24 protein-coding genes are annotated in these 21734 nt (G+C 73.1%); 20 read left to right on the top strand and 4 right to left on the bottom strand.

Features of this window, described 5'->3' with window-relative positions; genetic code table 11:
• Positions 1-90 precede the first annotated feature (90 nt).
• The 16 genes from ABZ312_RS03490 (at position 91) to ABZ312_RS03415 (ending at position 15177) form a co-directional block, all read left to right on the top strand.
• Positions 91-780, top strand: a complete 690-nt coding sequence (locus ABZ312_RS03490; protein ID WP_500325454.1) for an RNA polymerase sigma factor — start codon at positions 91-93, stop codon at positions 778-780.
• Complete coding sequence (locus ABZ312_RS03485; protein WP_500325452.1) at positions 780-1196, top strand: acyl carrier protein; 417 nt, start codon at positions 780-782, stop codon at positions 1194-1196. Before ABZ312_RS03490 ends, ABZ312_RS03485 begins: the two co-directional genes overlap by 1 nt.
• Positions 1189-1611, top strand: coding sequence for a hypothetical protein (locus ABZ312_RS03480; protein WP_500358394.1), 423 nt, complete (start codon positions 1189-1191; stop codon positions 1609-1611). Before ABZ312_RS03485 ends, ABZ312_RS03480 begins: the two co-directional genes overlap by 8 nt.
• Entirely contained in the window at positions 1608-3020 is a 1413-nt protein-coding gene (locus ABZ312_RS03475) for an aldehyde dehydrogenase family protein (protein WP_500358395.1), read from the top strand. Before ABZ312_RS03480 ends, ABZ312_RS03475 begins: the two co-directional genes overlap by 4 nt.
• Positions 3021-3068: 48 nt before the next feature.
• A complete protein-coding gene (locus ABZ312_RS03470) occupies positions 3069-3533 on the top strand; it encodes a DUF4188 domain-containing protein (RefSeq protein ID WP_500325446.1) in 465 nt (154 codons plus the stop codon).
• A gap of 17 nt (positions 3534-3550) precedes the next feature.
• Positions 3551-5263: an acetyl-CoA carboxylase carboxyltransferase subunit alpha gene (locus ABZ312_RS03465; protein WP_500325444.1), complete on the top strand. Its 1713-nt coding sequence runs from the start codon at positions 3551-3553 to the stop codon at positions 5261-5263.
• Positions 5247-5795 carry an acetyl-CoA carboxylase biotin carboxyl carrier protein gene (locus tag ABZ312_RS03460; protein WP_500436342.1) on the top strand — a complete coding sequence of 183 codons (549 nt, stop codon included), beginning with the start codon at positions 5247-5249 and terminating at the stop codon, positions 5793-5795. Before ABZ312_RS03465 ends, ABZ312_RS03460 begins: the two co-directional genes overlap by 17 nt.
• A 12-nt stretch (positions 5796-5807) precedes the next feature.
• Positions 5808-7193 carry an acetyl-CoA carboxylase biotin carboxylase subunit gene (locus ABZ312_RS03455; protein ID WP_500325440.1) on the top strand — a complete coding sequence of 462 codons (1386 nt, stop codon included), beginning with the start codon at positions 5808-5810 and terminating at the stop codon, positions 7191-7193.
• 28 nt (positions 7194-7221) lie between these two features.
• Positions 7222-8208 (top strand): helix-turn-helix transcriptional regulator, encoded by a 987-nt coding sequence (locus ABZ312_RS03450; protein ID WP_500325438.1) that lies wholly within the window; start codon positions 7222-7224, stop codon positions 8206-8208.
• Between the two features lie 119 nt (positions 8209-8327).
• Positions 8328-8786, top strand: a complete 459-nt coding sequence (locus ABZ312_RS03445) for a cobalamin B12-binding domain-containing protein (RefSeq protein WP_500325436.1) — start codon at positions 8328-8330, stop codon at positions 8784-8786.
• Positions 8786-10087: a methylaspartate mutase gene (locus ABZ312_RS03440; RefSeq protein ID WP_500436341.1), complete on the top strand. Its 1302-nt coding sequence runs from the start codon at positions 8786-8788 to the stop codon at positions 10085-10087. Before ABZ312_RS03445 ends, ABZ312_RS03440 begins: the two co-directional genes overlap by 1 nt.
• The gene (locus ABZ312_RS03435) at positions 10084-11010 is read left to right on the top strand and encodes an amino acid ABC transporter substrate-binding protein (RefSeq protein WP_500436340.1); all 927 of its coding nucleotides are present in this window, start codon (positions 10084-10086) and stop codon (positions 11008-11010) included. Before ABZ312_RS03440 ends, ABZ312_RS03435 begins: the two co-directional genes overlap by 4 nt.
• Positions 11011-11042: 32 nt before the next feature.
• A complete protein-coding gene (locus ABZ312_RS03430) occupies positions 11043-12023 on the top strand; it encodes a DMT family transporter (RefSeq protein WP_500325431.1) in 981 nt (326 codons plus the stop codon).
• Positions 12020-13078 carry an aspartate-semialdehyde dehydrogenase gene (locus tag ABZ312_RS03425; RefSeq protein WP_500325430.1) on the top strand — a complete coding sequence of 353 codons (1059 nt, stop codon included), beginning with the start codon at positions 12020-12022 and terminating at the stop codon, positions 13076-13078. The genes ABZ312_RS03430 and ABZ312_RS03425 overlap by 4 nt, the downstream gene beginning before the upstream one ends.
• On the top strand, positions 13075-14178 hold the full coding sequence (locus ABZ312_RS03420; protein WP_500325428.1) for an amino acid kinase family protein: 1104 nt from the start codon (positions 13075-13077) through the stop codon (positions 14176-14178). Before ABZ312_RS03425 ends, ABZ312_RS03420 begins: the two co-directional genes overlap by 4 nt.
• Positions 14179-14181: 3 nt before the next feature.
• Positions 14182-15177: a TauD/TfdA family dioxygenase gene (locus ABZ312_RS03415; protein WP_500325426.1), complete on the top strand. Its 996-nt coding sequence runs from the start codon at positions 14182-14184 to the stop codon at positions 15175-15177.
• A gap of 161 nt (positions 15178-15338) precedes the next feature.
• On the opposite strand, the gene ABZ312_RS03410 is transcribed toward ABZ312_RS03415, so the two are convergent.
• Positions 15339-15542: a hypothetical protein gene (locus ABZ312_RS03410; RefSeq protein WP_500325425.1), complete on the bottom strand. Its 204-nt coding sequence runs from the start codon at positions 15540-15542 to the stop codon at positions 15339-15341.
• Between the two features lie 153 nt (positions 15543-15695).
• On the opposite strand from ABZ312_RS03410, the gene ABZ312_RS03405 reads away from it, so the two are divergent.
• Both ABZ312_RS03405 and ABZ312_RS03400 read left to right on the top strand, forming a co-directional pair.
• Positions 15696-16739, top strand: a complete 1044-nt coding sequence (locus tag ABZ312_RS03405; RefSeq protein ID WP_500325423.1) for a helix-turn-helix transcriptional regulator — start codon at positions 15696-15698, stop codon at positions 16737-16739.
• Between the two features lie 111 nt (positions 16740-16850).
• Positions 16851-17747 carry a LysR family transcriptional regulator gene (locus tag ABZ312_RS03400; RefSeq protein ID WP_500325421.1) on the top strand — a complete coding sequence of 299 codons (897 nt, stop codon included), beginning with the start codon at positions 16851-16853 and terminating at the stop codon, positions 17745-17747.
• Between the two features lie 158 nt (positions 17748-17905).
• Here ABZ312_RS03400 and ABZ312_RS03395 read toward each other — a convergent pair whose 3' ends face one another.
• Together ABZ312_RS03395 and ABZ312_RS03390 are read right to left on the bottom strand one after the other, a co-directional pair.
• Positions 17906-18628 carry a 4'-phosphopantetheinyl transferase family protein gene (locus tag ABZ312_RS03395; RefSeq protein WP_500325419.1) on the bottom strand — a complete coding sequence of 241 codons (723 nt, stop codon included), beginning with the start codon at positions 18626-18628 and terminating at the stop codon, positions 17906-17908.
• Positions 18625-19050: a RidA family protein gene (locus tag ABZ312_RS03390; RefSeq protein WP_500325572.1), complete on the bottom strand. Its 426-nt coding sequence runs from the start codon at positions 19048-19050 to the stop codon at positions 18625-18627. The genes ABZ312_RS03395 and ABZ312_RS03390 overlap by 4 nt, the downstream gene beginning before the upstream one ends.
• Before the next feature lie 143 nt (positions 19051-19193).
• Between ABZ312_RS03390 and ABZ312_RS03385 the strand changes: the two genes are divergently transcribed.
• The gene (locus ABZ312_RS03385) at positions 19194-19409 is read left to right on the top strand and encodes a DUF6296 family protein (RefSeq protein ID WP_499514004.1); all 216 of its coding nucleotides are present in this window, start codon (positions 19194-19196) and stop codon (positions 19407-19409) included.
• A gap of 162 nt (positions 19410-19571) precedes the next feature.
• Positions 19572-20261 (top strand): acyl-CoA thioesterase, encoded by a 690-nt coding sequence (locus ABZ312_RS03380; RefSeq protein ID WP_500360077.1) that lies wholly within the window; start codon positions 19572-19574, stop codon positions 20259-20261.
• A 116-nt stretch (positions 20262-20377) separates the two neighbouring features.
• Here ABZ312_RS03380 and ABZ312_RS03375 read toward each other — a convergent pair whose 3' ends face one another.
• Positions 20378-21466, bottom strand: a complete 1089-nt coding sequence (locus ABZ312_RS03375; protein WP_500436339.1) for a S1 family peptidase — start codon at positions 21464-21466, stop codon at positions 20378-20380.
• Positions 21467-21734: the final 268 nt, after the last annotated feature.

Below are 21734 nucleotides of genomic sequence, written 5' to 3'. Positions count from 1 at the left end.
CGGGCACCGCTTGCCCGCAAACCCCCGCGCCGGGTTGCATGGAATACGCACCCGTCGAAAGTCCGGTAATTTCCAGACGGAGGAATCCCAATGACCCGGAAGGGGAATGCGGAGCTTCTGGCGGGGTGTGCGCGAGGGGAACAAACGGCCTGGGACGAGATGGTCGAGCGATTCGGCCGGCTCGTCTGGTCCGTCATCCGGAGCCACCGGATGAACGACGTGGACGCCGAGGACGTACGGCAGTTGACCTGGTTCCGGCTGGTGCAGAATGTGGACCGCATTCGCGACCCGGACCGGATCGGTGACTGGCTCGCCACCGTGGCGAGGCGTGAATCCCTCAAAGTGGTGACACGGGGAAAGCGACTCGTCATGGTGGGGGACAGCCAGACCCTCGAGGTCCTGTCCGGCCACCACGAGAGCCCCGAGCAGATCACCCTGCGGGCGCACCGCAAGGAAGAGGTCCTGCGGGCCATCCACGGCCTGTCGGACCAGTGCCGCGGCGTGCTGCGGATGGCGCTGGAGGACCCGCCGGCCTCGTACGAGGAGATCTCTTCGGCGCTGTCGATGTCGCTGGGCTCGGTCGGCCCCATCCGCACCCGCTGCCTGCGCAGACTGCGCCGCGCGCTGGCGGCCGCGGAGGAGGGCGAGCCCGTGCCGCCGTCCGGGCCGGCGCCCTGCGGGCGGTGCCCGGGGGGCGAGGTGTCCGGTCCGGGGCGGTCGGCGGATCTGGTGGGGGAAGGCCCCGAAGCCGCGGCCGGCCGAGCTGCCGGATGGGAGTGATGCGCATGCCTCGCTATGACGTCGAGGAATTGGTGCGGTCCGTCGTCGTGGAGGCGATGGGAATCGACCCGGAGAAATACCATCCCGATCTCGCCTTCGCCTCCGACCTCGGCCTGGAATCGCTCGACCTGCTCGACGTGTTCTTCCGGATCGAATGCTGCGTCCCGGTGGTCCTCTCCGTCGAACGGTGCGGCCGCTATCTCCAGGGCGAGGTCCCGGACGAGGAATTCTGCGACGCGAACGGAATCATCAGCCGGCGCGGTCTGGAAAGGCTGGCGGTCGTCATGCCGCAACTCGACCCCGAAGTCTGGGCGGGGAGACTCACCCTCGACCGGATGCTGGAGCGGCTGACCGTCGGGAACCTCGTCGCGATGGTCGAGCACATGCTGGCCGAAGGGCGGCCGGTCCATGCCTGAGGAATCGGCGGGGGCGTCCGCGGAGGGCAGGACCGTGGTGCGGGTGGGCAGTTGCGACGTCCACGTGGACTCCTTCCGGAGGCTGGTGGCCTGGCACGGCCCCGAGGCGCTGCGGCTGCCGGCCGGCGGCGCCTCGGCGGTCGGCTGGTCGCTGCGGCAGGCCGCGCTGCGAGCCCTGGCCGCGCCGCCCCGGGTGGGCGGCCGCTGGGGCGACATCGACGTACGGGGCCCCGAAGGAGGGCCCTGGACCCTGCTGTTCAAGGGAGAGCTGGCGCGCTTCGCCGACACGGTGCTCAGCGGTGACGTCAACGTGACCGTCACCGCCGACGCCGGCCGGGTCACCGCCTTCGCCGTGCTGACCCGCCGCGAGCGCCCCGCCACCCCCACCGACGACGAGACCGAGGTACGCAGGTGAGCACAGCGACCGAGACCGGGCTGCTGGTCAGCCGCGAGATCATCACCGGCGAGGAGCTGGGTGGCGTCCCGCTCGCCGGACCCGGTGCCGTGGCCTCGGCCGCCCGCCGGGCGGCCGCCGCCGCGCCGGGCTGGGCGGCGCTGCCGGCCACCGACCGGGCCGAGGTGCTGGGGCGCGCCGCCGGGCTGCTCCTGGAACGCGCCCAGGAGGTCCAGGACCTGCTGGTCCGCGAGGGCGGGTCGATCCCCGGCAAGGCCTTCTACGAGGTCCACGCCGGCGCCGGGGAGTTACGGCACGCCGCCGAACTGGTGCGGGAGCCCGAGGCCCCGCACGGCCCCGGCTCCGACCCCGGCAGGCAGACCGAGGTGCGGCGGGTGCCGCTGGGCGTCGTCGGGGTGATCGTCCCCTGGAACTTCCCGCTGCTGCTGGCCCTGCGCTCGGTCGCCCCGGCCCTCGCGCTGGGCAACACCGTGCTGCTGAAGCCCGATCCGCACACCCCGCTGTCCGGCGGCCGCGTCCTGGCCGGGATCCTCGCCGACGCCGGGCTGCCGGGGGGCGTGCTGGAGGTGGTGCACGGCGGCGCCGACACCGGCCGGGCCCTGGTGCAGGCACCGGACGTGGCCATGGTGTCGTTCACCGGCTCCACCGAGGCCGGGCGGGAGATCGGCGCGACCTGCGGCCGCCTGCTGAAGCGGGTGGTCCTCGAACTCGGCGGGCAGAACGCCTTCGTCGTCCTGCCGGACGCCGACCTCGAACAGGCCGCCTCCGCCGGTTCCTGGGGGTCCTTCCTGCACCAGGGCCAGATCTGCATGGCCGCCCGCCGGCACCTCGTCCAGCGCGAGGTGGCCGCGGAGTACACCGCCGCGCTCGCCCGGCACGCCGGGGCACTGCGGATCGGCGACCCGTACCGCGAGGACGCGCAGATCGGGCCGGTCATCGACCAGCGGCAGCTCACCTCGATCGCCGCCGCCGTGGAGAACGCCATCGCCCAGGGCGCCCGGCTGGTCACCGGCGGCCGGGCCCGCGGACCGTACTTCCCGCCGACCGTCCTGGCCGACGTCACCCCGCTGATGGACATCTTCAGGACCGAGGTCTTCGGCCCGGTGGCCACGATCACCGCCTTCGCCGACGACGGCGAGGCGGTGGCCCTGGCCAACGCCTCCGACCACGGACTGACCGCCGCCGTCTACACCTCCGACGCCGAACGCGGCCGGGCGCTGGCCCGCAGGATCCGCTGCGGCGTCGTCCACGTCGGCGACCAGACCGTGGGCCACGACCCCCGGCTGCCCTTCGGGGGCGTCGGTGCGTCGGGCAACGCCTCCGGCTTCGGCGGCCGGGCCGCCCTGGAGGCCTTCACCCGCTGGCACACGCTCACCAGCAGCGTCCCGCCCCGCGGCTACCCGTTCTGAGCCTGTACCCACCGTTCCGAGCCGAGCAGATCCGAGAGGAGCGCCCCCGTGGCAGGCAAGGTCGAGACCGTACCCCAGGTGGCGGACCCGCCCGAGGGCACCGTCCTCTTCCTCATCGGGATGAGGATCAACAGCTTCTGGAAGGTGCACCGCTGGCTGCCGTCCTTCCTGGCCATGTTCCCGATGCTGATCGAGCTCAACAAGCAGAAGGACCACGGCTTCCTGGGCTCGCGCACCTGGCTCAACCGCACCGTGATCATGGTCCAGTACTGGCGCAGCATGGACGAGCTGATGGCGTACTCGCGCAACACCGAGGCCGCCCACCGTCCCGCCTGGGCCCGCTTCAACCGCACGGTCGGCAACGATGGCGCCGTCGGGATCTTCCACGAGGCCTACGTCGTCGACCCCGCCCGGACGCACACCGTCTACCGCAACATGCCGCCGTTCGGCATCGCCAGGGCCACCGCCGGCCGGCCGCAACGGCCGCTCGCGCAGGTCCCGGACCACGGATAGGGGAGGGGGACACCGCCGTGACACAGCAGCAGGGGCCGGTACGGGCCGGCCAGGACGTCCAGTGGCGCAGGTGCGGGGCGTGCGGCGCCTTCATCTACGGCAAGCGGCTGGACCGCAACCGCAAGGTCTGCCCCGAGTGCCGGTTCCACTTCCGCATACCGCCGGACACCCGGATCGAGCAGCTCGCCGACCCGGGCAGCTTCCGCGCCTTCCCCGACGACCACCGGCCGCGCGACCTGCTCGGCTTCACCGACAGCAAGCCGTACCGGGACCGGCTGCGCGACGCCCAGGCCAGGACCGGACGCAACGACGCCGTGCTCGCCGGGCGCCTGACGATCGAGGGCCGCCCGCTGGTCGCCGCCGTGCTCGACTTCAGCTTCATGGGCGGCAGCATGGGCTCGGTGGTCGGCGAGACCATCGCGGCCGCGGCCCGCCAGGCCCTCGCCGAACGGCTGCCGCTGCTGCTGGTCGCCGCCTCCGGAGGGGCCCGCATGCAGGAGGGCGCGCTCTCCCTGATGCAGATGGCCAAGACCTCGCAGTGGATCGCCGCCCTGCGCGAGGCGGCGCTGCCGGTGATCAACCTCAACACCGACCCGACCTTCGGCGGCGCCAGCGCCTCCTTCGCCATGCTCGGCGACGTCATCCTCGCCGAGCCGGGCAGCCTGATCGGCTTCGCCGGACCGCAGGTCATCCGCAACACCATCCGCGAGGAGCTGCCGCCGGGCTTCCAGAGCGCGGAGTTCCTGCTGGAGCACGGCATGATCGACGCGGTCGTGCCGCGCGAGAACCAGCGCGAGCACCTGGCCCGGCTGCTGACCCTGCTCGGTCCCTCGGTGCCCGAACTGCCGGACCCGGCGGGCGCCGAGCCGCTCACCACGCCCGTCCCGGCCGTGCGCAGCACCCGCGACACGGTGGCGCTGGCGCGCACGATCCAGCGGCCCACCGCGCGCGAGTACATCGGCTACGTCTTCGACGACTTCGTCGCCCTGCACGGCGACCGGGCCTTCGCCGACGACCGGGCGCTCGTCGGTGGCATCGCCCGGCTCGGCGGCCAGAGCGTGGTCGTCCTCGGCCACCAGAAGGGCCACGACACCGCGGAGCTGGTGAGCAGCAACTTCGGGATGCCCAACCCCGAGGGCTACCGCAAGGCGCTGCGGCTGATGCGGCTGGCGGACCGGTTCGGCCTGCCGATCGTCGCCCTCGTCGACACCCCCGGAGCCTTCCCCGGCATCGGCGCGGAGGAGCGGGGCCAGAGCCTGGCCATCGCCGAGTGCATCCTCGAACTCTCCCGGGTCCGCGTGCCCGTGGTCTCCGTCGTCACCGGCGAGGGCGGCAGCGGCGGGGCTCTGGCCCTGGGCGTCGCCAACACGGTGCTGATGCTGCAGAACGCGTACTACTCGGTGATCAGCCCGGAGGGCTGCTCGACCATCCTGTTCGGCACCGCCGAGCAGGCCGGCCGGGCCGCGGACGCGCTCCGGCTCACGGCCTCGGACCTGCTGCGCCTCGGCGTGGTGGACGCCATCGTGCCCGAGCCGCCGGACGGCGCGCACACCGCGCCGTACGCCACCGCGCTCAATGTCAAGACCGCCCTGGTACGGGCCCTGGCCCCGCTGCTCGACCTGCCGGGGGACCGGCTCGTCGAGGTGCGCCGGGACAGGTTCGACCGCTTCGGGCACCCCGACCGTCAGCCGGTAGTGGACTGGGAGAAGCGTGATGAGCACGAGCACTGAGGAGACCACCGAGGCGGCGGGCGGGAGCGCCGACGGCGCGATGACCGTGGAGGAGCTGCGGGCGCAGACCCGGCTGCTGGCCGGCGAACTGCCCGGCACCCTGCGGCGGATCACCCTGCGGGCCGGCGGGATCAGCGTGGACGTGGAGTGGGAGTCCGCCCCGGTCGCGGCCGCCCCCACGCCCGCCCCCGCCGTCGCCGCACCGGGCACCGCCGCCCCCGCGCAGCCGGCGGCGCCCGCCGCCCCGGCCGCCCCCGCCGTGCCCGACGGGGACGCCCCGCCCGCCGGGCTGGTCAGCGTCACGGCACCGCTGGTCGGCACGTACTACCGGGCGTCCTCGCCCGGCGCGGCGCCCTTCGTGCAGGTCGGCGACGTCGTCGAGCCCGGCCGGCAACTGGCGATCATCGAGGCGATGAAGCTGCTCAACTCGATCACCGCCGAGACCCGCGGCCGGGTGCACGCGATCCACGTCCAGGACGGCGAGGTCGTCGAGTACGCCCAGCCGCTGATCGACCTCGTCCCCGTCGACTGAGAGGGCACAGCCGTGTTCGACAAGGTGCTCGTCGCCAACCGCGGGGAGATCGCGCTGCGCATCATCCGCTCCTGCCGCGACCTGGGCGTGCGCACGGTGGCGGTGTACTCCACCCCGGACGCCGACGCCCGGTTCGTCAAGGCCGCGGACGAGGCCGTGCACATCGGCCCGGGCGCGCCCGCGCGCAGTTACCTCAACATCCCCAACATCATCGGCGCCGCCGTCAAGACCGGTGCCGAGGCCATCCACCCCGGTTACGGGTTCCTCTCCGAGGACCCGTACTTCGCGGAGATCTGCGCCGACGACGGCATCACCTTCGTCGGCCCGCCCCCGGACGTCATGGAGAACGTCGGCGACAAGGCCACCGCCCGCCGGCTGATGACCGAGGCCGGACTGCCGCTGCTGCCGGGCACCATCGAGCCGGTCGACTCGGTGGAGGCCGCCGAGGCCGTCGCCGCCGCGATCGGCTACCCGGTCATCATCAAGGCCGCGGCGGGCGGGGGCGGCCGCGGCATCACGGTGGTACGGCGCCCGCAGGACCTGAGGGACGCCTACACCGCCACCCGGGCCAGCGCGCAGGCCGTCTTCAAGAACAGCGCGGTCTACATGGAGCGCTACCTGGAGAAGACCCGGCACATCGAGATCCAGGTCGTCTGCGACGACTTCGACGGCGCCGTGCACCTGGGCGAGCGCGACTGCTCGGTGCAGCGCCGTCACCAGAAGCTCGTCGAGGAGTCCCCCTCGGCCGGCGTCTCCCCGCAGTTGCGGGAGCGGCTGGGCGCGGCGGCCCTGGCCGGTGCCCGCGCGGTGGGCTACCGGGGCGCGGGCACGGTGGAGTTCCTGCTGGAGGCCGGCGACGGGGAGGGCGGCGGGGACGGCGCCCGCGGCGAGGACGTCTTCTGGTTCATGGAGATGAACGCCCGGATCCAGGTCGAGCACCCGGTCACCGAGCTGGTCACCGGCGTCGACCTGGTCGGCGAGCAGTTGCGGGTCGCCTCCGGCAGCCCGCTGTCGGTCAAGCAGGAGGACGTGGAGATCCGCGGGCACGCCATCGAGTGCCGCATCAACGCCGAGGACCCGGCCCGGGCCTTCGCCCCCACGCCCGGACTCCTGGAGCGCTACCGCGTCCCCGGCGGGCCGTGGGTCCGGGTGGACACCGACTACGACCCGGGCTCACGCGTCAGCCCGTACTACGACTCCATGATCGGGAAGCTGATCGTCTGGGGCCCGGACCGCGGCAGCTGCATCGAGCGCACCCTGCGGGCGCTGGCGGAGTTCGAGGTCTCCGGGCCCGGCGTGCACACCACGATCCCGCTGCACCAGGAGATCCTCGGCCACCCCGAGTTCCGCCGGGGCGACGTGGCCACCGACTTCCTGGAGCGCCACTTCGCCATGTGAGCAGCACGACCAGCCGAGGGGAGCCGCCGTGTCGGACCAGGAGCTCACATCCCAGGACATCGGCGTCTACCGGCACCTGCTGCAGGTGTCGCCGGACGCCGACCGGTGCGCGTCGGAACTCGGACTGGTTCCGGACGACTTCGACGAGTCGGTCAAGCGGCTGATGGCGCACCGGCTGCTGCACCCGGACGGCCCCTGCCGCTACGAGGTCGTCTCGCCCGGCCTGGCCGCGGCCGAACTCACCGCCTCCCTCAGCCTCCAGGCGCACCAGCTGCTGCGCCAGATCGACACCACCCGGCGTGACCTCGGCCCGCTCGGCGCCCTGTACGACGCCCACCAGCGGCAGCGGCTGGCCGGCACCACCACCGAACTGCTCACCGACGGCGACGCGGTACGGCACCGGCTCGCCGACCTGTCGTCGCAGGTCCGCGACCGCGTGCTCACCGCCCACCCCACCCTCGGCGGCCCGCAGACCCTGCGGGCCGCCCTCGACCTGGACCGCGACCTGCTCGACCGGGGCGTGCGGTACCGGACGGTGGTCCCGCACACCGCGCGCCGGCAGCGGGAGGCGCTGCGGCACATGACCCGACTGGGCGACCTCGGTGCCCAGTTGCGCACCGCGGCGGTCATACCCGGCCGGATGATCCTGCTGGACGGGGTCGTGGCCCTGGTGTCCACGGGAAAGGGCGGCGGCGCCGCGCTCTTCCGCGACCCGACCGTGGTCTCCTTTCTCGAAGTGATATTCGACCACATCTGGGAGCACGCGAAACCGGTAGACGGCGATTTCGACGGCGACGTCTTCGAGGACGTCGAGGTGGCCATTTTGCGCCAGCTGGAACTCGGCAGGTCGGATGAATTCATTTCCCGGCGGCTGGGTATCTCCACCCGTACGCTCCGCCGCTACCTGTCGGGGATGTGCGAGAAGCTCGGTGTGGAGACCCGCTTCCAACTGGGCATGGCCGCAACCAGGCTGGACCTGTTCGGGAACGGGGACGATCCGGACAGTGCGGGATAGAAATTCCTGATCGCGACGTTCGGGTATTTCCACCCGGCCCCGCTGGACCCTCCGGCGGCGCGCCGCGGATGATTTCCCCGGCCCACTCCACATTCCTACCGAGGGAATCAATGACTGGCATGGCTGCTGCCTCCCGGAGGCGGATCATTGTTTCCGGTGTCTCCTCCGACGCGCACATGTGGAACCTGGTGTTCCTGCAGTTGCTGCTGGAGGAGCACGGCCACGAGGTGTCCAACCTCGGCAGCCTCACCCCCGACGCGGAGATCGCCGGCGCCTGCCGCGCGCTCCGCCCGGACCTGCTGGTCATCGGCACCGTCAACGGGCACGGTCACCTCGACGGCCTGCGTCTGATCCGCGCCCTGCGCGCCGATCCCGCACTCGCGGCCCTCCCCGTCGTGATCGGCGGCAAGCTCGGCGTCCACGGACGCGACGACGCCCGCCTCGCCGCCCGTCTGGCCGCCGCCGGCTACGATGCCGTCTTCGCCGACGGCGACGACACCGGCGGCGGCGCGCTGGCCCGCTTCGGCGCCTACCTGCGGGCGCTGCGCACCCCGCCCGCCCTGGCGGAGGTGGCCTGATGCCGTACAGCCCCGACCGCTTCTCCGCGTTCGTCCGCCGGGCCCGCGCGGCCGGGCGACTGGTCGTCCAGCCCCGCATGGGTTTCGGCGAACTCGACCGGATGCGGGCCGGGTTGCGCGGCGTGCGCGAGGCCCGCGCCACCTCGGTCGGCACCATCACCCTCGACAGCTACACCCGCTGCCACGACTACGCCGCCGCCCGCCGCGCCCTGCGCGACCGCGCCGCCGACCTCAACGGCTTCCCGCTGATCGCCCACGGGCCCGTGGCCGTGAAGGAGCTGCTGGCCGGAACGGCCGCGCGGGACTTCCCCGTGCAGGTACGGCACGGCACCGCCCTGCCGCTGCGCCTGTTCCGGGTCATGGCCGAGGCCGGGATCGACGCCACCGAGGGCGGCCCCGTCTCGTACTGCCTGCCCTACAGCCGCACCCCGCTCGCCGCGGCGGTCCGCGAGTGGCGGGAGGCCTGCGAACTCCTGGCCGGGCTGCCCGTGCCCCCGCACCTGGAGACCTTCGGCGGCTGCATGCTCGGCCAGCTGTGCCCGCCGTCGCTGCTGGTGGCGCTCAGCGTGCTGGAGGGGATGTTCTTCCGCGAGCACGGGCTGACCGGCATCTCGCTCAGCTACGCCCAGCAGGTCCACCCCGGCCAGGACCTGGAGGCCCTGGCCGCGCTGCGCCGGCTGGCCGCGGAACGGCTGGCGGACACCGACCGGCACCTCGTGCTCTACACCTTCATGGGCGTCTTCCCGCGCACCCCGATCGGCTCCTACCGGCTGCTGGAGCACAGCGTCCGGCTCGCGGTGCGCGGCGGCGCGGAGCGGCTGGTGGTCAAGACCCCCGCCGAGTCCCACCGCATCCCCACCGTCGAGGAGAACGTCGAGGCACTGGAGTTCGCGCACGCCGTGGCGGAATCGGCCGCCGCCGACGCCTGCGCCGGGCCGGGGCCCACCGCCACCGGCCTGTACGAGGAGGCCAGGACGCTCGTCGACGCCGCCCTCGGCCTCGGGGACACCGTCGGCGACGCCCTCGTGGCGGCCTTCGCCCGCGGCGTTCTCGACGTGCCGTACTGCCTGCACCCGGACAACGCCGACCGCGCCCGCGCCGCCGTCGACCCCTACGGCGTGCTCCGCTGGACCGAGGCCGGCGCGATGCCGGTGACCGCCGGCCGGACGGACGGCCCGGCGGCGCCCGTTCCCCCGGTCACCGCACGCGGCCTGGGCGAGATGCTCTCCTTCAACGAACGCCACTACGACCGTGAGGACCTCACCGGCGCCTCCCGCCCGCTCCCCGGGTACGCCTCGTGACCGCCCCCGCGCGCGCGAGGACCGGCACCCTGGACGCCGTCCGCGCCCGGGGCGCCCTGCGCGCCGCCGTCTCCCAGGGCATCCGCGGGCTGTCCCTGCGCACCGGCGACGGCCGCTGGACGGGGCTGGACACCGACATCGCCCGCGCCGTGGCGGCGGCCGTCCTCCACGACCCGGAGGCCGTCGACTGGCGCCCGGTGCGCGCCGCCGACCGGCTCCGCGTGCTCGCGGCGGACGAGGCCGACCTGGCGGTGTGCAACCTGACCTGGACGCTGGGGCGGGAGGCCGCCCACCCGGTGCTCTTCGCCGGGATCACCGCCTACGACGGCGAGGGCTTCCTGGTGCGGGCCGCCGACGGCATCGACGGCCCGGCCCGCCTCGCGGGGCGGCGGCTCGCCGTCCACACCGGCTGCACCACCCCGGTCAACCTGGCCGCGTGGTACGGCCCGCGGGGCCTGACCACCGTCCCCGTCGGCTTCCACGACCCGGCCGAGGCGCTGGCCGCGTACGCCTCCGGCGACTGCGCCGCGTACGTCCTGGACCGCATCGCCCTGGCCGGCGCCCGCGCCGGGCTGCCGGACCCCGCAGCACACCGCCTCCTGCCGGTCTCGATCTCCCGGGAGCCGATGGCCGCCGCCGTCCGCGACACCGACCCGCACTGGTTCCGGCTGGTCCGCTGGGTCCTGCAGCTGCTGCCCGCCGCCGAGCACGAGGGCGCGGCGCAGGCCGCCGCGCAGGCCGGCCCGCACGGCCCCGCGGTCGGGCTCGACGAGCGGTGGGCCGCCCGCGTGCTGGCCGCCGTCGGCAGCTACGCCGACGTGTACGAACGCAACCTGGGCGCCGCCTCCGGCCTCAACGTGCCGCGCGGCCCCAACGAACTGTGGACCCGGGGAGGGCTGCACTACGCCGTCCCCCTGCACTGACCCCCGTCCGCCGCGGAAGGAGCCGAGGGCGCATGACCAGTGACACCACACCCGCAGCACACGGGCGCGCAGGCGCCCTCGAACTCACCGCGGCCATGGGGCTCTCCGGCACCCTGGGCGTCTTCGTCCTGGAGTCCGGGGTCTCCTCCTCCACCGTGGTGCTCTTCCGCTGCGTCTTCGGGGCGGTGGCGCTGGCCGCCTACTGCCTGCTGCGGGGCCACCTGAGGAACACCGGGCTGACCCGCCGCAGCTTCGCGCTCGCCGCGCTCGGCGGGGTGTTCATCGTCCTCAACTGGGTGCTGCTCTTCGACGCGTACCACCGCACCTCGATCTCGGTGGCCACCGTCGTCTACCACACCCAGCCCTTCTACGTGGTGCTGCTGGGCGTCGCTCTGTTCCGCGAACGGCTCGACCGGCACCGCGCCGGCTGGATCCTGCTGGCCTTCGCCGGGGTGCTGCTCGTCGCCGGACTGCCCGGCGCCGGTCCCGGCGGGCACGGGTACCCGCTCGGCGTCGCCGAGGCGCTGCTCGCGGCCCTGCTGTACGCCTTCGCAACGGTGATCGCCAAGCGCCTCACCACCGTCCGCCCGCAACTGACCGCGCTGATCCAGGTGCTGGTGGGCATCCCGCTGCTGCTGCCCTTCGCCCGGCTCGGCGAGACCGCGGGCCTCGGGGCGCGCTGGGGCTGGCTGGTGGGACTCGGCGTGATCCACACCTGCCTGATGTACGTCCTGCTCTACTCCTCGTACCGGAAGCTGTCCACCGACCGCATCGCGGTGCTGTCGTTCGTCTACCCGGCCGTGGCGATCCTGGTGGACCTCGCCGTCTACGGCCACCGCGTCGGGCCGCTGCAGGCCCTCGGAGTGCCGCTGATCGCCGCCGCCGGACTCGGCGTCAACCTCGGCTGGCCGCTGCTGCCGTGGCGGGGCCGCCGCCCCGCCACGGCCGACGGCACCGAACCGGAAGCCACGGCACCCGCAGCCGGGCTCGTCCAGATCGGAGATCCCCGATGACCCTCGTTACCGATCCCGCCGCCCCGCGCATCGCCATCGTCGGCGCGACGGGGGCCGTGGGCAGCACCCTCATCGAGCTGATCGAGGAGCGCGGACTGCGCTACCGCGAGATCCACCTCGTCGCCTCGGCGCGCAGCGCGGGCCGCCACGTGGCGGTCGACGGGCGCGCGTGCGAGGTCTCCGCCCTGGAGGACTTCGACTTCGCCCGGGCCGACATCGCGTTCTTCTCGGCCGGCACGTCGGTCAGCGACAAGTGGGCCAAGACCGCCGTCGCCCAGGGCACGCTGGTGATCGACAACACCAACGCCTTCCGCATGGACCCCGACACCCCGCTCGTGGTGCCGCAGGTCAACGCCGACGAGCTGCACCGGCGGCCGGCCGGCGGGATCGTCGCCAACCCCAACTGCTCCACCATCCCGCTGGTCCGCACGCTGCTGCCGGTGCAGCGGCGCTGGGGGGTCCGGCAGGTGGTGGTCAGCACGTACCAGGCCGCCTCCGGCCAGGGCCACCAGGGCATCGAGGAGCTGCTGGAGGGCAGCGAGGTCGCGCTGCGCGACCCGGACGCGGACCTGCCCTCCGAGCGCTTCCGGCCCGCCCTCGCCTTCAACGTCGTCCCCTCCATCGACCGGCTGCTGGAGGGCGGCTTCACCCTGGAGGAGCAGAAGATGCTCCAGGAGTCCCGCAAGATCCTCGGGCTCCCGCACCTGGACCTGACCGCCACCTGCGTACGGGTGCCGGTGGTCAACTCCCACTCCGAGGCGGTGTGGGTCGAGGCGGGGGCACCGGTGGACCGCGAGGAACTCGTCGCGCTGCTGGCCGCGCTGCCCGAGGTCACCGTCCACGACCGGGAGCACCCGGGCGGCTTCCCCACCCCGCTCACCGCCGGGCACCCCGACCACGTCCACGTGGGGCGGATCCGGGTCGCCCCGCACAACCCGCGGGGCTTTTGGATGTGGCTGGTCTCGGACAACCTGCGGGTGGGCGCGGCCCTGAACGCCGTCCAGATCGCCGAGTACGCGCTGACCCGCGGCTTCCTGGGCGGAGGCGCACGATGAAGGCCCCGGCGGTGCTGAAGTTCGGCGGTTCCACCTTCCGCACGCACGCCGCCTACCACGACCTCGCCGCCGGGCTGGACGAGCGCATCCGCCGCGAGGGGCGGCCGCTGGCAGTCGTGGTCAGCGCGATGCAGGGCGAGACCGAGGGGCTGCGCGGCCGGCTGCACGAGGTCAACCTGCGCCCCGAGGACGCCACCGCCGCGGGCATGCTCGCCACCGGGGACCTGGTCAGCGCCCATCTGCTGGCCAGCGCCCTGCACAAGGCGGGCCGCAGCGCCACCGTGCTCGCCGGGCACCAGGTCGGCCTGGTCACCAACTCCTCCTTCCTGTGGGCCCGGGTGGTGAGCACCGACCCCGGCCCCCTGAGGAGGGCGCTCGACCGGCACGAGGTCGTGGTCGTCCCCGGCGGCCAGGCCGTGGACGCCCAGGGGCGGCCCACCTGGCTGGGCAAGAACAGCTCCGACCTGTCGGCGCTGGCGGTCGCCCGCGCCGTGGAGAGCCACGTCTGCGAGATCCACTCCGACGTCGACGGCATCTACACCTCCGACCCGCACCTGGTCACCGGGGCCCGGATGCTGCCGCAGGTCTCGTACAACATGGCCGCCCTGATGTCGCTGTACGGGGCGAAGGTGCTGCACCGCCGCGCCGTCCAGCTCGCGCTGCGGCACCGCATCGAGATCGTGCTGCGCTACAACCGGGCCCCGTACTCCTCGGGCACCCGGATCAGCGCGGTCGGCAACCAGCTGGCCGCCGTCGTCCTCAACCGGCGCTCGGTGGTGCTGGACTTCCCCGACGACGCCCGCGCCGACGCCGCGCACAACGCCTTCCACGTCGCCGGCATCGACACCGTACGGCTCACCCAGGAGTCCCGGGTGGCCGTCATCGGCGGCTACGTCGACCTGGAGGCCGTCCAGCTGCGGCAGGGCGTCACCCCGGGCCGGCACGTGGGGGTGCCGGTCGCGGAGGTGCGCGGCAGCAAGGTCACCACCCACATCGCCGACAGCGGCGAGGACGCCCTGCACCTCGCGCAGCGGCTGCACGACCGGCTGGACTTCCCGGCCGCCTCCGGTGCCCCCGACGCCCGCCTTGTAGGAGTGTGAGCCGTGAAGGCAACCTTCGCCGAGTTGGAACTGCCCGACGCGGTACGGGACGACATCGGGGCGCGGCTCGCGGCGCTCCCCGACCCGGCGCCGGACATCGACCGCGCCATGACCCGCTACCACCGGGTCTTCGCCGCGCTGCCCACGGAACTGCTGCAGCAGGTGCTGGACTTCGGCCGGCACATCGACACCCCGGGCGTCGCGCTGGTGCGCAACCTGCCCGTGGACCGGGACCTGCCGCCCACCCCGGTGGACGGCGGGCCCAGCACCGCCAAGCGCGGCTTCGTCGCCGAGGGCGTGCTGCTGGGCCTGTCCGGGCTGCTGGGCGAGCCCGTCGGCGTGCTCACCGAGAAGGAGGGGCGGCTGATCCACGACGTGGTCCCCGTCCCCGGCGGGGAGAGCACCCAGACCAACCAGGGCTCGGCCGTCTTCCTCAACTTCCACAGCGACATCACCCACGACCCGGCCGGGCGCTGGGACGTCGCCAACCCGGACTTCCTGGTCCTCAACTGCCTGCGCGGCGACCCCTCCGGGACGGCGGCCACCTATTACGCGGACGCCCGCGACATCTGCGGGCAGCTGGCGGACGGGGCGCTGGAGGCGCTGCGCAGTCCGCTGTTCCGGCTCAACGCGCCGGGCAGCTACACCCGCGATGTCGCGGGCGGTGCGGAGGTCCTGTCGGACCCGGTGCCGATCGTCAGCGGCTCCCGGGACTTCCCCGGGATCGCCGTCTCCGCCAACGGCGTGCGCCCCCTGACCCGGGGGGCCGCCGCGGCCCTGGAACTGCTGCACGAGGCCTGCCGCGCGACGGCGCACGCCGTACGGCTGGAGCCGGGCACGGCCCTGCTGGTCAACAACCGCAAGGGCGTGCACGCCCGCTCGGAGTTCACCGCCCGCTACGACGGCCGGGACCGCTGGCTCCAGCGCACGTACGTACGGCGCAACCTGTGGGACATCAGGTACCGGGTGACCCCGGGCGACCGCCGCGTGCACCACTGAGCCGCGGGCCCCGGGGCGGGCCGGACGCCGCGGGCGGCGGGCGGCTAGCGGTGCCGCCCCGGCCAGTGCAGAGTGCCGGATTCCTCTTCCGGGGCACCGGTAGGTGCGGTCATGGGGTCATTCGACGACATGATTTCTCCTTCAACCAATTCCGTGACGAATCAGGCGTGGTGGCCGTCGGTCGAATGCGTGTCGGCGCCACCGATCGGAGCCACGTCCCACTTGTCATCCGCCAGCGTGACGTTCCGCGGCCCGTTGCCGCCGGAAACGACCGGGGCCACCGGAGTGGTGGCGGAGTAAACAACTCCGGCCGCCAGGACGATCACCGAGAAGCCCCGGGCAAGTAAATGACGAGTGTTCACCATCGTGGATCCCCCCACATCGCTTGTCCGTCGCGCCCTTTGTGGGCACGAGAACAAGGTGTCAGTCCCGGAGATCGAGTTCGAGCCGCCGGAAGTGTCCTATGATGGAGCGGCAACAAGTGGATAGCGGCAAATCGGGCATGGGGTGGGTGATCGGTGGACGAGCATCGCCTGTTGGACGACCTTGCTGTTGATGCGTACGAATGCGCTTTGCGAGACGGTGCCTTCAGGGATGAGGAGATCGCCGCCGAGCTGGGCGTCGGCGTCGACCTGGTCGCCGAGGCCCGCAAGACCCTGGAGGAGCTGCGGCTGCTGGGCCGCATCGGCTCCGGCCGCTCCGTCGTGGCGCTCGACCCTGACGTCGCGGAAGCGGAACTGGTGACACCGCTGGAGCTGTCCATCGCCCACCGCCGGCAGGAGATCGCCGCGATCCACCGCCAGTTACGGGCGCTGTCCGCCGTCTACCGCACGAGCGACCGGGCCGCCCCCGACGACGTGCCGGTCAGGGTGCTGGACGACTTCGAGGAAGTGCGCAGGGAGATCGACCTGGCGCGGCGCCGCTGCACTGAGGAGCGGATGAGCCTGCAGCCCGGCGGCGGCCGCAGCGCGGAACTGCTCGAACAGGACCTGGTGCAGACCCTGGAGATGCGGCGCCGCGGAATCCGCATCCGCACGCTCTACCAGCACACCGCCCGCACCAGCCTCGCCACCCGCACCTATGTGCGGCAGATCTGCGAGGGCGGCGCCGAGGTCCGTACCGCCGAGGAGCTCTCCGAGCGGCTGATCATCTACGACCGCAGACTGGCGTTCATTCCGAAGGAACGGAAGGGAAAGGAACCGCCGGGTGCGGCGATTGTCTCCGATCCCACGCTCGTCGCCTATCTCTGCCGCTCGTTCGAGTCCATATGGCAGGGGAGCCAGCCCTTCGACGTCGGCCGGACCGCCGAATACCAGCAGGTCACGGAGGACCTGCGGTTGTCAATTCTGCGGCTGATGGCCATGGGATTGAAGGACGAGGTGATCGCCCGCCGCCTCGGGATGGCGACCCGTACATGCCGCCGCCACATATCCGTAATCATGGAGGAACTCGGCGCCACCAGCAGATTCCAGGCGGGATTGCTGATCGGCCGCCAGGGATTGATCCCCGACGGCGATGCCGTTCCCCCCGATCCCGCCGGAGGCGATGTGTCCGAATGCTGACGGGCGTTGTCCTCGATCAGACAACCCGGAGTTCTGGCGCCCGGCACCGGCGGCTTGATTTCCTGTGGAGGGAGTATTGATCCGGCGCGAGCCGAACCACGGGAGGGGTCAATGGACATTCGGCAGCTGGCGACGTTCCACAAGGTGGCGACGCTGCTCAGCTTCACCCGGGCGGCGACGGAACTGAAGTACGCGCAATCCAGCGTCACGGCCCAGATCAAGGGCCTGGAGATGTCGCTCGGCGTCGACCTCTTCGACCGTCTCGGGGGCCGTATCCAGCTCACCGATGCCGGCCAGCGGTTGCTGCCGTACGCCGAGCAGATGCTCTCCCTCGCCGGCGAGGCGCGCGGTGCGACGCTGGGCTCCGAGGAGCCCTCGGGAGTGCTGACGATCGGTTCGATGGAGAGCATCACCTCCTACCGGATGCCCCCGTTACTGGAGTTCTTCCACCACCGATACCCGGCCCTGCACATCGTGCTGCGGCCCAGCCTGTGCGCCGAGACCTGCCACGCGCTGCGCCAGGGCATGTTCGACATGGGCTTCCTGATGGAGGCCGAGACCCAGCACCCCGGCGTCCAGACCGAGGTCCTGGGCTCCGAGCCGCTCACCGTGGTCGCCGCACCCGACCATCCGCTCACCCGGGCGCACAAGATCACCACCGATGACCTGCGGCAGGTCCAGGTGATCTCCGCCGAGGCCGGCTGCGCCTACCGTGAGCTGTTCGAGGCCGAACTCAACGACGGTACGGGCGAGTCGCTGCCCTTCCTGGAGTTCGGGACCATCGAATCCATCAAGCGCGGGGTCGCGGCGGGGCTCGGCATCAGCCTGCTGCCGACCGCCACCGTCGCCGACGCCCTGGAGGCCGGCACGCTGGTGACCCTCCCGTGGCCGGTGCCCTTCGAGGTGCACACCCAGATCGCCTGGCGGCGGGGCAAGAACCTCTCCCGCGAGATGCGGGTCTTCGTCGACCAGACCATGCGCTTCCTCGCCGAGGAGTACGCGCGCTAGGGCCATTCGTCAAAGTCCTGCCTGCCCCGCGCTGCGTTGTGGAATCGTCCGAGTAGCCCACTACGAGGGCGACTCTCCGCCTTGCGATGCACCGCACTTGGGGGTACCTCCCAGCGGAGCTGGGGGAACCGCGGGGCCCGCCCTCCGGGCGGCCGGCACTACTTGGACGACCGGCCCTGGGCCAGCCGTACGGCGACGGCCGCGCGGTGGCCGTCCCCGACGGCGACGTCGGAGAGCGACCAGCCCTCGGGGCCCGTGGCGGGGGCGGGTCCAGAGCCCACGTAGTCCTCGGACGGGTCCCTGGCCAGGCCCGTCCCCAGGCCCTTCAGGTACGCCTCCTTGCGTGCCCACGCCCGCGCGAAGGCCTCGCGGCGCTCCACCGGCGGCAGCCCGCCCAGCTCGTCCACCTCCGCCGGGTGCAGCGAGCGCCACACGCCGTCGACGGCCTCCTGGCCGGGCAGCGCCTCCACGTCCACCCCCACCGGGGTCGCGGCGAAGGCCAGCAGCGTCAGCTCCCGGGAGTGCGAGAGCGAGAAGTGCGGCGCGCCGCCCTCGACCGCGGGCCGGCCGTGCGGGCCGCCGCAGGACGGGCAGGTCTCCCGGGTCAGCGGCACCTTGCCGGGCGGGGTCCCCAGATACGCCGCCAGCAGCAGGCGCAGCGCCACGTGCGCGGTGACGTAGCTGGTGCGGTCGCGGTCGAAGCGGAAGGCCGTGGCCCGCTCGCGCTCCTCGCGGTCCAGCAGCCCGGGCGCGAGGTGGACGGCGGCGGCCGCGTTCGCCGCCGTGTCCACCAGGCACAGCCGCGGCGGTTCGCCGGGCCCCGGCGGGGGCAGGCGCCGGGCCGCCGCCGCCACGCTGAACCGCTCCGGGACCAGTGTCACGGCCGGGCCGCCGGGGCCGTGGACGCGGCCGGGACGATCGCGAACGCCTCGACCTCCAGGAGCAGTTCGGGCCGGATGAGCGCGGCCACCTGCACCGCCGAGCTGGCCGGGGGACGCTCGGTGTCGACGTACACGTCGCGCGCCTCGCGGACCGCGGGCAGGAAGGCGACGTCGGTGACGAAGAAGGTCAGCTTGACCACGTCGCCCCAGTCCGCCCCGGCGGCCGTGAGGCAGCGGTCGAGGTTGCCGAAGACCTGGCGCGCCTGCGCCGCCGGGTCGCCCGGCCCGACGAGCTCACCCCGCTCGTCCACCGCGATCTGGCCCGAGACGGCGACGAACCGGCCCTCGCCCCACACGACGTGGCTGTAACCGGTGCCTGGCGGGACACCCTCCGGAGCGGCGAGGTGGGTGAGGTGCGCCATGCGTTCCCCCTTGATGATCGACACCGCTCCATGCTCTCCCAGGGGGTCGGCCCGGCGCCACAGCGGACGTCATGACCGGTGTCATTGGCCAGGGATTCTCTGGGCATAAATCGTCATATGGGCGGAGACAGGAGGTTCCCCTCATGAGTCATGCCGAAACCTACGATCTGACCTTCCCCGTCTCCGGCGACACCGTGGTCGTCAAGCGCACCGAGCGCAAGGGTGCCGGGGGGCACCCGGTGTACAGCGACGACACCGGCATCGTCCAGGCGGAGATCAGCGACCGGGGGGAGGTCCGCATGCTCGCGACGGGCGGGCACCAGCACCACGACGTCCCCTCGCGGGCGACGCCGCACTGAACGCCCTGTCGCCACCGGCGTCCCGGAACCGGCCACGTGCCCGCCGTCGGACGCCGCTGTGGGCCACCCATCCCCGGTCGCCTTCCGTGACCGTGCGGACCGCCCCCGTCACCCCGCCGGGATTCCTGTCGAGTTGATTTGAATATCCAACTCACTGGATTAATGCGCGACGACCTGGCCGCGCGGACGGGGGAGCGCCTCCCGGTCCGCACGCTCGGCGCCCACTTCCTGGCCCCCGTCGACGAGCGCCCGCTGCGCCTGGCGGCGACCACCCTGCGCGAGGGGCACCGCACGTCCGTGTCATCGGTCACCGCCCTGCAGGACGGTGCCGCCGCGCTCACCGGCACCGCCGTGTTCGGACGGAGCGAACCCGGCCCAGCCCGCACCGGCACGCCCGTGCCCGACGTCCCCGCGCCCGGCGCCTGCCCGCCGCTCACCCTGCCGCGCTCGCTGGCGGCGTTCGCCGCCCACCTGGAGATCCGCCCGGCCGGCGACGCGCGCCCCCTGGCCGGCGGGGAGCGCGCCGAACTCCTCGCCTGGATGTGGTTCGCCGACGGGCGGCCGGTGGACGCCGAGGCGCTGGTCGTCCTCGCCGACGCCCTGCCGCCCGCGCTGTTCGCGGTGTGGACCGAGCCCCGCCCCGTGCCGACGGCCGAGCTGACCGTGCACTTCACCGACGTCCTCGACGCCGCGCCCGCGCAGGGCTGGGCCCTGGTCCGCAGCCGCACCGAGCACGCAGGCGGCGGCTGGGCCGTGGAGGACAGCGCCGTGTGGACCGAGGACGGCCTGCTGCTCGCCCTCGCCCGTCAGGCGCGCGCCGTACGCGAGTTCCGCCCCGGCCGGCAGGGCTGACCGGCCCGTTCCCGCCCGTTCTCGCCCCGTCCCCACGGCGACGGCGGCGGCGCCGGACCCCCTCCCGGTCCCGGGGAGGGGTGTCCGGCGCCGCCGCTGCGTGGCGCCGCGAGGGGTCAGCCGATCTCGGCCCCGTACACCTCGAGCGCGTCCGTCACCGGCTGGAAGAACGTCTCCCCGCCGCCGGTGCAGTCGCCGCTGCCGCCGGAGGTCAGGCCGAGCGCGGTGCTGCCGGAGAAGAGGGCGCCGCCGCTGTCGCCGGGCTCGGCGCAGACGTCGGTCTGGATCAGTCCGGAGACCGAGCCCTCCTGGTAGTTGACGGTCGCGTCGAGCCCGGTGACCGTGCCGTCGTGCACCTGGGTGGTGCTGCCGCTGCGCTGCACGGCCTGGCCGACGGTCGGCGTGGCCGCCGACGTGATCTCCTGCGTCGAGCCGTTGTAGAGGTCGACCGCGCTGGGGTGGTCGACACCGGTGCCGGTGTACTTCACCAGCGCGTAGTCGTGGCCGGGGAACGTCGCGGCCTCGACCGAGCCGATCTCCTGTCCGCCGGAGCTGTCCGACCAGCTCTTGATGCCCACGCCGCAGTGACCCGCGGTGAGGAAGTACGGCTGCCTGTCCTTGACGACGTTGAAGCCGAGCGAACAGCGCGCGCCGGAGCCGAAGATGGCGTCGCCGCCGGCGATGAAGGGCTGGAACTCACCCTTCGACTTGTGAATCCGGGCGGTCCCGGCGCCGAGCCCGTCGACCGCCTTGCCGAGCCGTGCCATCCCGGCCGCCGACACGGTCCGGTCGGCCGTCACGACCACCTGGTTGGTCCGCGGGTCGACGGACCAGGCCGTGCCGGGGATGCGGGCCTCCAGGCCCAGGGTGCGCGTGGCGGAGCGCAGTTCGGCCATGGTGTTGGCGACCGTCTTCGGCACGGCGCCCGCCGCGCGGACGGTGTCGGCGGCCGCTTCGTCGAGCACGTTGACGACGAGCCGGTCGCTCGCGGCGTCGTAGTACGACCCCGCGGTGTCCTCGGTGCCGAGCTGCGAGGTGAGGTGCGCGGCCAGGGTCACCGCGGCGGCGGGCGTGAGGCTCTTGGGGGCGGGCGCCGGGCTCGGCGCCGCGTTGGCCTGCGGCAGCACGATCAGTGCCGCCAGCACGGCCGCCGCCCCGCTGCCCGCGAGCACGGCCTTCCGCCCGGATATTCGACGATGCTTCAAGTCCTGTACCTCCACGTGGGGGGATGGGCCGGCTCAACTACCGCCAACCCGGAGGAATTTGCGGTGCAAGGCGTCACACCCCGAAAAGAATGCGTGTCCACGCCAAGCAACGCCGTCGAGTATTCCGAGGCCGTTCCGTGACCGGCAAGGCAGGATTCCGGTCTCCACAGCCGTCTCACAAGACATCCCGATTCCCGGTGTGGAACCTTTCATTCCGCTGTGCGGGAGGGCTCCCGCCGCGCTGCGCGACGGGCCGCACACGTCAGGT

Origin of the sequence: Streptomyces sp. NPDC006207, assembly GCF_040613835.1 — a bacterium.
Lineage (GTDB): Bacteria > Actinomycetota > Actinomycetes > Streptomycetales > Streptomycetaceae > Actinacidiphila.
Note: the sequence above shows the minus strand (reverse complement) of the source record. Positions and strands in the feature narration are given on the sequence as shown.